The following is a 12,741-nucleotide window of genomic DNA, read 5'->3' as shown; positions in this document are numbered from 1 at the left end:
ACAGACCTTCATGACGCATCCCATCCTTTCCGCCGTTCCCGTCAGCGGACGCGCGCCCTTCGTCACGATCGACGGCTGGGCGCTTAAGGCCAATTGGCGCCACATGGCCAATCTCGCGCCCGGCGCGCGCACCGGCGCGGCGGTCAAGGCCAATGGCTATGGTCTGGGCGCGCCGCTGGTCGCCAAGGCGCTGTTCGCGGCCGGTTGCCGTGAGTTCTTCGTCGCCTGGGCGAACGAGGGCGTGGAAATCCGACAGGCCTTGGCCAATACGAACTGCCGCGTCTTCGTGCTTCAGGGAATGGACCGCGAAGCGGCCGAACTTTGCCGCGCGCATCGGCTGATTCCTGTTCTGTCCAGCCGCGAGGATGTCCGCATCTTCGCCGAGTCTGCCGCAGGCACCCTGCCCGCGCCCGCCGCACTTCAATTTGAGACCGGCATGAACCGGCTGGGCCTTGCCGAGGCCGACGCGCGGGATGCCCTCACCATCGCGCGTCTCGGCGGCTTCGACGTCGCGCTCGTCATGAGCCACCTTGCCTCGGCCGACGATCCCGCCTCGGAGCAGAACGAGCAGCAAAGACTGAGCTTTCAGCATCTGGCGGCGCTGTTTCCGCAGGTGGCGCGCTCGCTCGCCAATTCCGGCGGCGTGTTTCTCGGCGCGCCTTATCATTTCGACCTGACGCGCCCCGGCATCGTGCTTTACGGCGGTGAAGCTCGCCTTGACCCGATGGGCGCCCTGCGCCCCGTGGCGACGCTCTACGCGCGAGTTCTCCAAGTCCACACAGCCACGCGCGGCGAAGCGGCGGGCTATGGCGCGACGGCGCGGCTCGGCCGTGCGACGCGCATCGCGACGGTCGGCATCGGCTATGCCGACGGCTATCCCCGCACCGCCTCGGGCGTCACATCCCTGCGGAGCGCCCAACCCGCGCCGGACATGGTCATCTCCGGCAATCGCGCGCCGGTTCTCGGCCGCATCTCCATGGACATGACCCTGCTCGACGTCACGGACCTGCCGGACGATGCCGTGCAGCCCGGCGATGTCGCAGAGGTCTTCGGCTCGAACATCCCGATCGACGAGGTGGCGTCGCGCTGCGGCACGATCTCCTACGAGCTTCTGACCGCACTGGGCAACCGCGTGCAGCGCTTCGCGATCTGACGCATGGCCAAGCTCAAGACCTCTTTCATCTGCCAGAACTGCGGCTCGGTCTATTCCCGCTGGATGGGCAAGTGCGAAGCCTGCGGCGAGTGGAACACGATCGTCGAGGAAAGCGACACGGGTGGCATCGGCGGCGGGCCGATGAAGTCGCGCCGCAAGGGTCGCCCGGCGACCCTCCTGCCGCTGTCGGGCGACATGGAGGAAGCGCCGCGCATCATCTCGGGTATCGCGGAACTCGACCGCGTGACGGGCGGCGGGTTCGTGCGCGGCTCGGCGCTGCTGGTTGGCGGCGATCCCGGCATCGGTAAATCGACGCTCCTGATGCAGGCGGCGGCGGCGCTGGCGCGCGGCGGTCACCGCGTCGTCTATGTCTCGGGCGAAGAGGCGGTGGCGCAAGTGCGCCTGCGCGCGCAGCGCTTGAAGGCCGGCGACACAAGCGTCCAGCTTCTGGCAGAAACCAATATCGAGGACATTCTCGCGACCCTCGCGCAGGACAAGCGGCCGGACCTCGTGATCATCGATTCGATCCAGACCGTCTGGACCGATATGGCGGAGTCCGCGCCGGGCACGGTGACGCAGGTGCGCGCCGGCAGTCAGGCTCTCATCCGCTACGCCAAGTCGAGCGGCGCGACGGTGATCCTGGTCGGCCATGTCACAAAGGAAGGCCAGATCGCCGGACCCCGCGTGGTCGAGCATATGGTGGACGCGGTTCTCTATTTCGAAGGTGAAGGCGGACACCACTATCGCATTATGCGTACGGTGAAGAATCGCTTCGGGCCGACCGACGAGATCGGCGTGTTCGAAATGGGCGATGCGGGCCTGCGCGAAGTGGCCAACCCGTCCGAACTCTTCCTGGGCGAGCGCAATGGCAAATCGCCCGGCGCAGCCGTCTTTGCCGGCATGGAGGGCACGCGGCCGGTGCTGGTGGAAATCCAGGCTCTGGTCGCACCCTCGCCGCTCGGAACGCCGCGCCGCTCGGTCATCGGCTGGGACACGCCGCGCCTCGCCATGGTGCTGGCGGTGCTCGAAGCCCATTGCGGGGTCCGGCTCGGGCAGCATGACGTCTATTTGAACGTCGCGGGCGGCTATCGCATTCGCGAGCCGGCGGCCGATCTCGCGGTCGCTGCCGCCCTCGTCTCGTCCCTATCGAACCGGCCGCTTCCGGCCGACAGCGTCTTCTTCGGCGAGATCAGCCTATCGGGCTCGGTGCGGCCGGTGTCCCACGCGGGCCAGCGGGTCAAGGAAGCGGAGAAGCTCGGCTTCCGAACCGCGATCCTGCCGTCATCCTCGGCCGATCTGCCCAAGCAGCGCGACGTCAAAGCGCTCGAAATCGAGACGCTTCCCCATCTCGTGGCCGAAGTCGCGGGCCGCCAAATCGAAGACGACACTTGATTTTCAGCGCCATCACACGGCAAAGAACTCGGATCGGGCGCTGAGCCGCCAAACACGGCCCGCCGAAGGCACGGAATCCATGACCCTGACGCTCCTCGATGCGATCCTCGTCGCCATCATGCTCGTTTCGGCGCTGCTCGCCATGGTGCGCGGCTTCTCGCGCGAAGTGCTTTCGGTGCTGAGCTGGGTGGCCGCCGCCGCTGCGGCCTTCTTCTTCTACAAGAAGCTCACCCCCTTTGCTCTGCAATATATTCACAACGAGAAGGTCGCGATGGCCGCCTCGGCCGCCGGCATCTTCTTCCTGACGCTGCTGATTGTCTCGTTCATCACGCTCAAGATCGCCGACTTCATTATCGACAGCCGCATCGGCGCGCTCGACCGCACGCTCGGCTTCCTGTTCGGCGCGGCACGTGGCCTCCTCCTTGTGGTGGTCGCCATGGTGTTCTTCAACTGGTTGACGCCGCCCGACAGCGGCAATCAGCCGGTCTGGGTCACGCAGGCGCGCTCCAAGCCCATGCTGGACGAACTCGGCGCCAAGCTCGTCGCCGCCCTGCCCGACAATCCCGAGGCAACGATCCGTCAACGCTTCCAGGGCGGTCAGGCAGCCCAGACGCCGGCCGGCGGCGCGGCGCAGGACAATGGTTCCGCCTCGGATCAGCCGGCTTCGATCGAAGACGCGATCCAGCAGAACGAGGAACAGCCGGCCGAAGCGCCGGCTAACTGAGAGGACTCGGGCCCGGCCCATCCTCCCCCTTGAAAGAATCGGCTCGGAGCTTACCGCTCCGGGCCTTTTAGGTTTTTCATTCGTGTTTCATCAGCCGAACCCTTATATGACAATTGGGGGAGCGATGATCGGGACGGCGTGCAGGGAAAGTTCGAGCGCATGGACGAGACACCTTTCGACGATGACAGCCTGCATGAAGAGTGCGGCGTGTTCGGCATTTTCGGCCGCGCGGACGCAGCCGCGCTCGTCACGCTCGGGCTCCATTCGCTCCAGCATCGTGGGCAGGAAGCGGCCGGCATCGTGTCGTTCGATGGCAAGCAGTTCCATGTCGAGCGCCATGCCGGGCTGATCGGCGACACGTTCACCAAGCAATCCGTTCTGGAACGCCTGCCAGGCGAAGCGGCCATCGGCCATACGCGCTACGCGACCACGGGCGGCGGCGGCCTGCGCAACGTCCAGCCCTTCTTTGCCGAGCTTTCGGCCGGCGGCTTCGCCGTAGCCCATAACGGTAATCTCACCAACGCCCTCACCGTGCAGCGCGAGTTGCAGCGGCGCGGATCGATCTTCTCCTCCACGTCGGACACGGAAACGATCCTGCATCTCGTCGCGACGAGTGGCGCGCGGCATTTCAACGACAAGCTGATCGACGCCCTGTCGCGCCTCGAAGGCGCGTTCTCGCTCGTCGGCATGGCGCCCGGCCGCATGATCGGCGTGCGCGATCCGCTTGGCATTCGCCCGCTCGTCTTGGGCGAGCTGGAAGGCTCGCTGATCCTCGCCTCCGAGACCTGCGCGCTCGACATCATCGGCGCCGATTTCGTTCGCGACATCCAGCCCGGCGAGATGGTGACCATCACCGACAGCGGCATCGAGTCGGCCTTTCCGTTCCAGGCGCGTCGATCGCGCTTCTGCATCTTCGAATATGTTTATTTCGCCCGGCCCGACTCCAATGTCGAAGGGCGCAATGTCTATGAAATTCGCAAGCGCATCGGCGCTGAGCTGGCGCGCGAAAGCAAGGAAATGGGCGACATCGTCGTGCCCGTTCCCGATTCCGGCGTGCCTGCCGCCATTGGCTACGCGCAGGAAGCCAAGCTTCCCTTCGAGCTTGGCATCATCCGCAATCACTATGTCGGCCGCACGTTCATCCAGCCGACCGACTCGATCCGCCACATGGGCGTCAAACTCAAGCACAATGCCAACCGCTCGATGATCGAAGGCAAGCGTGTGATTCTCGTGGACGATTCGATCGTTCGCGGCACCACCTCGCAGAAGATCGTCCAGATGGTGCGCGAGGCCGGCGCAGTGGAAGTCCACATGCGCATCGCATCGCCGCCGACGCGCGCCTCCTGCTTCTATGGCGTCGATACGCCCGAGAAGTCGAAGCTTCTGGCGTCGCGCATGACGATCGAGGAAATGCGCGATTATATTCAGGTTGATAGCCTCGGCTTCGTGAGCATCGACGGCTTGTACCGCGCCTCCTTCGAGCCGGAGCGCAACCCGCACGCGCCGCAGTTCTGCGATGCCTGCTTCACAGGCGATTACCCGACCGCGCTGACCGATTTCGACGGCGCGGACAATGTTCGTCAGCTCTCCATGCTGGGCGGCAACGGCTAAGCCGGGTTCAAACACGCCGCGCCATCCGCTAGACAGACCGCCGAACGAGGCGGTCTGTCGGCTGTCTTCGCAATGGGAGGCTTCAGGATATGGCTCGTCAACTCGAAGGGCGCGTCGCGCTCGTCACGGGCGCATCGCGCGGCATCGGCTACCAACTTTCGAAGCTTCTGGCGGCTGAAGGCGCGCATGTCATTGCGGTGGCTCGCACGGTCGGCGGGCTGGAAGACCTCGACGACGAGATCAAGGCAGCGGGTGGCTCCGCAACGCTCGTGCCTCTCGACCTCACCGACATGGCGGGGATCGATCGCCTGGGCGGCGCGATCAATGAGCGCTGGGGCAAGCTCGATGTGCTCGTCGCCAATGCAGGCGTTCTCGGCATTCTCGCGCCAATCGGCCATATCGAAGCAAAGACCTTCGAAAAGACGATGAACGTCAACGTGACGTCCACCTGGCGCGTCATCCGCTCGGTCGATCCGCTTCTGCGCCTGTCGGATGCGGGACGCGCCATCGTCCTGTCATCCGGAGCGGCGCATTCCTGCAAGGCTTTCTGGGGGCTTTACGCCGCCACCAAAGCAGCCGAAGAGGCTCTGGTGCGCTCCTGGGCAAACGAGACGGTGAACACACCGCTGCGCGTCAATTCCGTCAATCCCGGTGGCACGCGCACGGCCATGCGCGCACAGGCGCTGCCGGGTGAAGATCCGGCCACCCTGCCCTCGCCGGCCGAGGTCGCCGCGAAAATTCTGCCGCTCGCATTCCCAAGTCTCACGGAGACGGGCCGGCTCTTCGACGTGCGCAAGAACCGCTTCCTCTCCTATCGCGACCCGGAATGAAACAGGCCGGCATTGGCGGCTCCGGGCCGCCGATGCCTGTCAGCTTTCCACGAAGTCCGTTGGAAGCCCGTCCATGCTCAGGAGGTTTTTTTCCTGGCGGTAGGCACGTAAGCCCTCCTCGCCCTTGGCCTCCGCCCATCGATCCAGCGTCGGGCGCTCGCCCGCTGGCTCGAACAAGGGCACATTGAAGCCGCAGGACGTCTGCACGAGGTCGATGTCGAGAAACACGATCTGCCGTGCGCCGAGCGGCTCTTCGCCCGCATACTGCGCGTCGAGAAAGGCGCGATAATCGGGCGAGCCGCGAAAGGCGACACCGCCCTGGCCATAGAGACGCAGGATCAGCGGCGCGCCTTCGAAGGCGCAGAACATGATGGTCAGACGACCGTCCACGCGTAGGTGCGCCGCCGTCTCGCTCCCTGAACCTGTGAGGTCGAGATAGGCCACGGAATTGGACCCGAGCCGATGGAAATGGTCGGTCGGCCGAGGCGAGATGTTGATGCGCGTTCCCTCGGCCGCGCTCGCGGTGAAGAAGATCTTCTGCGCATCGATAAAGCCGGCCAAGCGCTCATCGATCTCGGAAAACTGCTTGGCCATGATGATGATGCCTCAGACGGATTGGGCGTGATGGGCCGCGTCCTGGCGCCTGTAGGAGCGGACCGAAAACGGGATCGATGCGTAATAGGCCAGCGCGGAGATGGTGAGCGTTTCCCAGAAGAAGCTGAGAAGCAGGCCGATATAGAGAACGACGATCAGCACGATCCAGACGAAATGGTCCCGCCGCACAGGGAGGCCGATCGTCTTGCCGGAAAAGGTCGGGATGCGGCTCGCCATCAGAAGACCGACGCAGACGAGATAGATGGATGCGAAAGCGCCGGAGACCTCCGGTACGTTGAGATTGCCGGCAAAGCTCAGGTAAACCGGGAACAGGGCCAGCCCCGCCCCTGCCGGCGAGGGTACGCCAGTGAAATAGGCGCTTTTCCAAGCCGGGCGGTTCGGCTCGTCCAGCATCGTGTTGAAGCGCGCCAAGCGCAGCGCGCAGCCCGCGATGTAGAGAAGCGCCGCGATCCAGCCGATCGAGCCGACCGCATGGAGCGAATGCGCGTAGAGAAGCAGTGCGGGTGCCACACCGAAATTCACGATGTCGGCGAGCGAATCCATCTCCGCGCCGAAACGGCTCTGTCCGTTGACGAGCCGCGCGATGCGCCCGTCGATCCCGTCCAGAAAGGCCGCGCCGAGCACGAGCCCGACAGCGAGTTCGAAGCGACCTTCGAAGGCGAAGCGAATGCCCGTCACGCCCGCGCAGATCGACAGGATCGTGATGAGGTTCGGCAGAACCTGACGGAAGGTGACGCGCGCGGCGGGCTGGCGCGGTGTGGCGGGATCGCTGGGCGGAGGCGCGGCGCTCATGGATCAGTCCTTGCGCCAGGAGACGTGGGGGGCGTTCACCGCAAAATCCGCGATCACGGTTTCACCCGCAATGGCCGTTTGGCCTTCGGCGACGCGCGCCACCGTGCCATCGGGCAGATAGACATCGAGGCGCGAGCCGAAGCGGATCAGGCCGAAGCGCTCGCCGGCTTCCAGATGGTCGCCCGTGCGCGAGAAGACGATGATGCGGCGCGCGATCGCGCCCGCGATCTGCACGACGCCGACCTCGCCGCGCGGGTTCTCGATCACCATGGAAGAGCGTTCGTTCACCTCGCTGGCCTTGTCCAGCTCGGCATTGGCGAACTTGCCTTCCTTGTAGGCGATGCGCGCGATGCGCCCGCGCGCCGGGGCGCGGTTCACATGGCAGTTGAAGACATTCATGAAGATCGACACGCGCAGCAGCGGCTCGTCGCCGAGGCCAAGTTCGGCCGGGGGCACCACGTGGCCCACCAACGACACACGCCCATCCGCCGGACTCACCACAAGGTGATCGGCCACAGGCGTCACGCGCTCGGGATCGCGGAAGAAATAGGCGCACCAGAGGGTCAGCACGAGCCCGACCCAGAACAGCGGCTGCCAGAGGAGCCCAAGAAGCAGAGAGGCGACGAAGAACCCGGCGATGAAAGGATAGCCCGCCCGGTGAATCGGCACCAAGGCGTTTCGGATCGAGGCGATCATGTCCATCGGGGAATTGGTCCTTCGTGGGGTATCGTGGCCGCGATTTCGCAGCCATCGGGATACGACACATAGGGAGAAACGGGCTCGCGCTCAACGTTGGCGCGCGAGCTTATGATCTCAAACCGTCTCGGTCGGTCGCTTGCGATCGAGAATGCCGAGCGCATCGGCCTCGCGGGCGCGGCGCAGCGTTTCTTCCGCTTCGCTTTCCTCGCGCTGCATCCGCCACATCTCGGCATAGAGGCCGTTGGACTGGAGGAGATCGCGATGCGAGCCGCGCTCCACGATCACACCGGCGCGCAGGACGATGATCTCGTCGGCATCGATGATCGTGGACAAGCGATGCGCAATGGTCAGCGTCGTGCGATGGCGGGAGACGAGTTGCAGCGCGCTTTGAATGTCCTGCTCGGTATGGGTGTCGAGCGCCGAGGTCGCCTCGTCCAGGACGAGGATCGGCGGGCTTTTCAGCAGGGTGCGGGCGATCGCCACGCGCTGCTTCTCGCCACCCGACAATTTCAGACCGCGCTCGCCCACCATCGTGTCGAACCCATCGGGCAGAAGCTCGATGAAGCGCGAAATCTGCGCGAGATCGGCGGCCTTCTGCACTTCCTCGTCCGAGGCCGAGGGCCGACCGTAGCGGATGTTGTAGCGGATCGTATCGTTGAAGAGCACGGTGTCCTGCGGCACGATGCCGATCGACTTGCGCACGCTTTCCTGCCGGACCTCCGAAATGTCCTGACCATCGATCGTGATGCGGCCGGAATCCAGATCGTAGAAGCGGAAAAGGAGGCGCGAAATGGTGGACTTGCCCGCGCCCGATGGGCCGACGATCGCGACCGACTTGCCCGCCGGCACCTCGAAGGACACGCCGCGCAGGATCTGGCGCTCGGGGTCGTAACCGAAACGCACATCCTCGAAACGAATCGCGCCCTGCGCCACCACGAGATCGGGCGCGCCCGGCCGGTCCTTCACCTCCTGCCGGATGTCGAGGAGGTTGAACATCTCCTCCATATCGGTCAGCCCCTGGCGGATTTCGCGATACACGAAACCGATGAAGTTCAGCGGCACGGAGAGCTGCATCAGAAGCGCATTGATGAAGACGAAATCGCCGATCGTCTGCGTGCCTGCGCGCACTTCCATCGCCGACATGACCATGGCGATGCCCATACCGGCCGAGAAGATCACACCCTGCCCGAAGTTCAGCCAGCCGAGCGAGGTCCAGGTTTCGGTCGCGGCCTTCTCATAGCGCGCCATCGAGCGGTCGTAGCGATCGGCCTCCATGGTCTCGTTGCCGAAATATTTGACCGTCTCGAAATTCAGGAGCGAGTCGATCGCCTTGGTGTTGGCGTCCGTGTCGCTGTCGTTCATCTCGCGGCGAATGGTGATGCGCCAGTCGCTCGCCTTGATGGTGAACCAGCCATAGAGCACCACCGTCGCGCTGATGACCACGAGATAGGACAGCCCGTAGCTGAAGCCGAAGATCGCCGCCGTCAGCGCGAATTCCAGAATCGTCGGCAGCGTATTGAGGATCGTGAAGCGCACGATCGTCTCGATGCCCTTGGTGCCGCGCTCGATGATGCGGCTCAAGCCCCCGGTGCGCCGCTCCAGATGGAAGCGCAGCGAGAGCTGATGCATATGAACGAAGGTCTGGTAGGCCAGAATGCGAACGGCATATTGGCCCACACTGGCGAACAGCGAGTCGCGCAGCTGGTTGAGCGCCACGGACACGACACGGGCGATATTATAGGCGACGACCAGCGTCACCGCCCCGGTCAGCACCAGCGGGAGCCAGCCCTGCGCGGAGTTCACCCCGTTGAGCGCATCCGTCGCCCACTTGTAGAAATAGGGAATGCCGACCGTCAGGATCTTGGCGAGCACGAGGAAGAAGCTCGCCCAGAGCACGCGGCCGCGAAGATCGGGCCGCTCCTGCGGCCACATATAGGGCCAGAGATTGGCCAGCGTGCGCCACATGGCGCTGCCATCGCCGGACACGGCTTTCGGTTTTGTATCGGACAAGGAAGCGATCCATTCAGAAGGCAGCCCGCTCAAGGCCGCAGCGGCGGCTCTTGCGCCGCCCGATTTGGATCGGTTCTAGTCCTGTAGCCTTACGGAAACCAGTCCCCCAAGCCATGCCTTTGGTGAACGGACCGGCACGAAACTCTTAGCGCTTGTTTGGAAACTCGGGCGGGTCGGTACGAGGGATATTTCCCCGCCCTCGTTTCGTTGCCCATGTCAGCCGATGCCCCCGGCATCGACTGCGTTTGGCACCTTGCGGAACCCAGAGATGCGGCGGTCAACCGTCCTTTTCGGGAACGCGAAACACTTGGCCGGGATAGATTCGGTTCGGGTTGCGGATCTGATCGCCATTGGCGAGATAGATCACTGTGAAGCGGCTGCCGCGCCCATAGGTGTTGCGCGAGATGCGCCAAAGCGTGTCGCCCTTGCGGATGATCACACGGGCATCGACCCGCTCCAAGGCCGGCTGCATGATCTGAGCTTGCGCGTCCGCCGTGGTCGCGGGCGCTTCCATCTCCTGGGCGCTTCCTTCGGCCGGTGCGGTTGCCGGCTGAGCGTCGGCAGGCGCAATCGCGGCGAGAGGCGCCGTATCGGGCCGGTTGAATGGCACCTCGACCCGCGCCACCACTTGGCCCGCCGCGTCCAGCTCGTCGGCGCGCACCACATGGTCCCCGACCGAAACGGGAGCGTTCGCGCTGGCGATGAAGCGATCACCCGCCCCGCCCATCGTCTCCGCGACGAACGTATCGTCGAGATAGACGTGGACCTTGGCGCGCTCGCGGGCCGCGCCCGCAATGAAGAGCTTGCCATCTTCGGCTTCAACAGCCTCGACGGACAGCGGTGCTGGCGGAGCTTTGGTCTCGCCGCCCGTCGGGGCCGTGTCCGCCGCTGCGGTTTGAGGCGCGTCCGCCGGAGGGGCTCGGCTCGAAGCCGCCGCCGCGCTCGGCGCCTGCGGCTTGGCGGCCGGTCCCTGCGCTTCGGGCTTCACCACGATTTCGGAGGCTTCGCCGGGCCGCTCCACCATTACGAGGAGCTCGCCCTCGCGACCCTTCTGCGGAACATTGACGATCGCGGTTTCCACCCGCTCGGGGTCCGCCGGCTCGGCGGTGCTGGACAAAGCCAGCCGATGCTGGCCGACCGGCAATGTCAGATCGAGTGCGAACGCACCCGTCGCATCGGTCTTGGCTTCCGCCAAACGCTCGGAGCCGCTTTGCAGCGAGACGGTGCTGTTGGGCGCGGCGCGACCGGCCACCACGGCCGCACCGTCCGGCTCCACCCGCACCACGTCGAAGCTCGGCGTGGCGGATGCCTCGTTGGTGGTGATCTGAGCGCCCGGCGCGTTCGGCTGCGCTGGTGTCGGCGCTTCGGCAACAGGCTTGGCCGCCGGCGCATCCGACGTCACGCCCGGCGCAGAGCTTGCCACTGGCACGGCGTTCGTTGAACGGCTCGTTGGGATCTCGAGCAAGCCGTAGTGCCAGCCGCCCGCGAAGGCCACTGCCGCCAAGGCCAGAACCGAAACTCCCAAACGCGCCTTCATCGAATCTCGCCAATTTGATCTAAAAAATTGATTACAAACACACTTTACCGTTGCTGGGCTGGTGCGGCAACGCTCCATGGCACAGGAAGGTTACCGGAGGAAGCATCCGGCGCGTTTTGGGTGGCTGGCAAGCGATCTCCAAGAGGCCGGGACGATCGTGGCTCAGAGAACATCCGCCCCACCAAACCGATTGCCCTTGGATCGGCATGGCCTTCGAACCTGCCAGCCCCGCGATTTGGAAATGTCTCCCGAGCATGCATGATGGCTTCATCCCGGCAAATCCTTCCAGCCGATTGCCTCCACACCACCCGGATTGCCCATGCTTCGCGCCCGCCCCCTCCTCCTGCGCCCTGCCTTCGGGCTTGCGCTCGCCATCGCCCTGCCGGTCGCGGCGCACAGCGAAACAGCCGAGCGTCCTGGGCGGTGGATCGGGCAGGTGGACGAGAGCCGGAGGCTTTTCGACTGGCCGGGCAGCGGAGCCGGTTTTGCGATCGAAGGATCCCGGCTTTCGTTGCTGCTCGGCAATCAAGGCGAGAACAGTCTGGAGATCGTGGTGGACGGCGTTTCCCGAAGGCTCGATCTTCGGCCGGGCGAGCGAACCTATGAGCTGTTTAACGGCACCCAAGGCCGCCACCAGATCAAGCTCCTGAAGCGCACGGAAGGCGATGTGGGCGCTGTCCGCCTCGTTTCAGCCGAGACCGACGGGCGCTTCGTCCCGCCCGAAGCGCCCCGGCGTCGCATTCTCGTGATCGGCGATTCCATTTCGACCGGCTATGGCATCGAAGGGCGCGGGCCCGAATGCCTCGCGACGCCTCAGTCACAGAACCAGATGCTGACCTATGCGGGCCAGACTGCGGCGGCGCTCGATGCGGAGGCGACGGTTCTGGCGGCTTCCGGGCGCGGGCTCGTTCGAAACTACAATGGCGCGACGGAGGGCACGATGCGCGATCTCGCGGACCGGGCGGTGCAGTCGCAAGCCGAGCCGAGCCACCCGGCACAGGGGCCGTTCGATCTCGTGCTCGTTCACCTCGGCACCAATGATTTCGTCAAGGACGGCGCACCGCCGCGCTTCGGAGAGGCGTATGAGGCCGGTCTGAGGACTTTGCGCCAACGCTACCCCGACGCCCCGATCTACGCTCTGATCGGCCCGATGCTCGCACCCGACCGGTTCGACGCCGCATCACGGGCGATCCGGAGCGCGGTCGAAACGCGGCAGCGGGCGGGCGACCGACAGGTTCGTTTCCTCGCCTTTGCCCCGCCCCCCACTTCCTTCGGTTGCGCATGGCATCCCGGCGTCGAGGCGCAGCGCGGCATGGCGGAAAGGTTGATCGAGCGCGTGAAGGCCGATCAGGGCTGGTAACGTGGCGCTGTGCAGGGC

At 65.1% G+C, this 12,741-nt stretch carries 11 protein-coding genes; 6 read left to right on the top strand and 5 right to left on the bottom strand.

Annotated features, from left to right (window positions below):
* The first annotated feature begins 10 nt into the window (after positions 1–10).
* The 5 genes from alr (at position 11) to AUL36_RS17180 (ending at position 5,710) form a co-directional block, all read left to right on the top strand.
* Positions 11–1,153, top strand: a complete 1,143-nt coding sequence (alr, locus tag AUL36_RS17200; RefSeq protein WP_062222674.1) for an alanine racemase — start codon at positions 11–13, stop codon at positions 1,151–1,153.
* Positions 1,154–1,156: 3 nt separating this feature from the next.
* Positions 1,157–2,545, top strand: coding sequence for a DNA repair protein RadA (radA, locus tag AUL36_RS17195; protein ID WP_058599814.1), 1,389 nt, complete (start codon positions 1,157–1,159; stop codon positions 2,543–2,545).
* 79 nt (positions 2,546–2,624) lie between these two features.
* Positions 2,625–3,269, top strand: coding sequence for a CvpA family protein (locus AUL36_RS17190; RefSeq protein WP_062222672.1), 645 nt, complete (start codon positions 2,625–2,627; stop codon positions 3,267–3,269).
* 159 nt (positions 3,270–3,428) lie between these two features.
* A complete protein-coding gene (gene purF / locus AUL36_RS17185; RefSeq protein ID WP_058599816.1) occupies positions 3,429–4,880 on the top strand; it encodes an amidophosphoribosyltransferase in 1,452 nt (483 codons plus the stop codon).
* 89 nt (positions 4,881–4,969) lie between these two features.
* Entirely contained in the window at positions 4,970–5,710 is a 741-nt protein-coding gene (locus tag AUL36_RS17180) for an SDR family NAD(P)-dependent oxidoreductase (RefSeq protein WP_058636595.1), read from the top strand.
* A gap of 39 nt (positions 5,711–5,749) precedes the next feature.
* Here the strand turns inward: AUL36_RS17180 and AUL36_RS17175 are convergent, their stop codons facing one another.
* From AUL36_RS17175 to AUL36_RS17155, 5 genes are all read right to left on the bottom strand, one after another.
* Entirely contained in the window at positions 5,750–6,304 is a 555-nt protein-coding gene (locus tag AUL36_RS17175) for a pyridoxamine 5'-phosphate oxidase family protein (RefSeq protein WP_062222670.1), read from the bottom strand.
* Between the two features lie 12 nt (positions 6,305–6,316).
* Positions 6,317–7,117, bottom strand: coding sequence for a CDP-alcohol phosphatidyltransferase family protein (locus AUL36_RS17170; protein WP_058599819.1), 801 nt, complete (start codon positions 7,115–7,117; stop codon positions 6,317–6,319).
* Between the two features lie 3 nt (positions 7,118–7,120).
* Positions 7,121–7,864 (bottom strand): phosphatidylserine decarboxylase, encoded by a 744-nt coding sequence (locus AUL36_RS17165; protein WP_280137998.1) that lies wholly within the window; start codon positions 7,862–7,864, stop codon positions 7,121–7,123.
* A gap of 66 nt (positions 7,865–7,930) precedes the next feature.
* Positions 7,931–9,781, bottom strand: a complete 1,851-nt coding sequence (locus tag AUL36_RS17160; RefSeq protein ID WP_062222667.1) for an ABCB family ABC transporter ATP-binding protein/permease — start codon at positions 9,779–9,781, stop codon at positions 7,931–7,933.
* Positions 9,782–10,103: 322 nt separating this feature from the next.
* Positions 10,104–11,363, bottom strand: coding sequence for a LysM peptidoglycan-binding domain-containing protein (locus tag AUL36_RS17155; RefSeq protein ID WP_062222665.1), 1,260 nt, complete (start codon positions 11,361–11,363; stop codon positions 10,104–10,106).
* Between the two features lie 319 nt (positions 11,364–11,682).
* Between AUL36_RS17155 and AUL36_RS17150 the strand changes: the two genes are divergently transcribed.
* Positions 11,683–12,723: an SGNH/GDSL hydrolase family protein gene (locus AUL36_RS17150; RefSeq protein WP_062222663.1), complete on the top strand. Its 1,041-nt coding sequence runs from the start codon at positions 11,683–11,685 to the stop codon at positions 12,721–12,723.
* Positions 12,724–12,741: the final 18 nt, after the last annotated feature.

Origin of the sequence: Aureimonas sp. D3 (assembly GCF_001463805.1) — a bacterium.
Taxonomy (GTDB): Bacteria; Pseudomonadota; Alphaproteobacteria; order Rhizobiales; family Rhizobiaceae; genus Aureimonas; species Aureimonas ureilytica_A.
Note: the sequence above shows the minus strand (reverse complement) of the source record. Positions and strands in the feature narration are given on the sequence as shown.

Excerpts from the sequence above, each read along its gene's own strand:
- alr (WP_062222674.1), top strand. The coding sequence starts at position 11 with ATGACGCATCCCATCCTTTCCGCCGTTCCCGTCAGCGGACGCGCGCCC.
- radA (WP_058599814.1), top strand. The coding sequence starts at position 1,157 with ATGGCCAAGCTCAAGACCTCTTTCATCTGCCAGAACTGCGGCTCGGTC.
- AUL36_RS17190 (WP_062222672.1), top strand. The coding sequence starts at position 2,625 with ATGACCCTGACGCTCCTCGATGCGATCCTCGTCGCCATCATGCTCGTT.
- purF (WP_058599816.1), top strand. The coding sequence starts at position 3,429 with ATGGACGAGACACCTTTCGACGATGACAGCCTGCATGAAGAGTGCGGC.
- AUL36_RS17180 (WP_058636595.1), top strand. The coding sequence starts at position 4,970 with ATGGCTCGTCAACTCGAAGGGCGCGTCGCGCTCGTCACGGGCGCATCG.
- AUL36_RS17175 (WP_062222670.1), bottom strand. The coding sequence starts at position 6,304 with ATGGCCAAGCAGTTTTCCGAGATCGATGAGCGCTTGGCCGGCTTTATC.
- AUL36_RS17170 (WP_058599819.1), bottom strand. The coding sequence starts at position 7,117 with ATGAGCGCCGCGCCTCCGCCCAGCGATCCCGCCACACCGCGCCAGCCC.
- AUL36_RS17160 (WP_062222667.1), bottom strand. The coding sequence starts at position 9,781 with ATGTGGCGCACGCTGGCCAATCTCTGGCCCTATATGTGGCCGCAGGAG.
- AUL36_RS17155 (WP_062222665.1), bottom strand. The coding sequence starts at position 11,363 with ATGAAGGCGCGTTTGGGAGTTTCGGTTCTGGCCTTGGCGGCAGTGGCC.
- AUL36_RS17150 (WP_062222663.1), top strand. The coding sequence starts at position 11,683 with ATGCTTCGCGCCCGCCCCCTCCTCCTGCGCCCTGCCTTCGGGCTTGCG.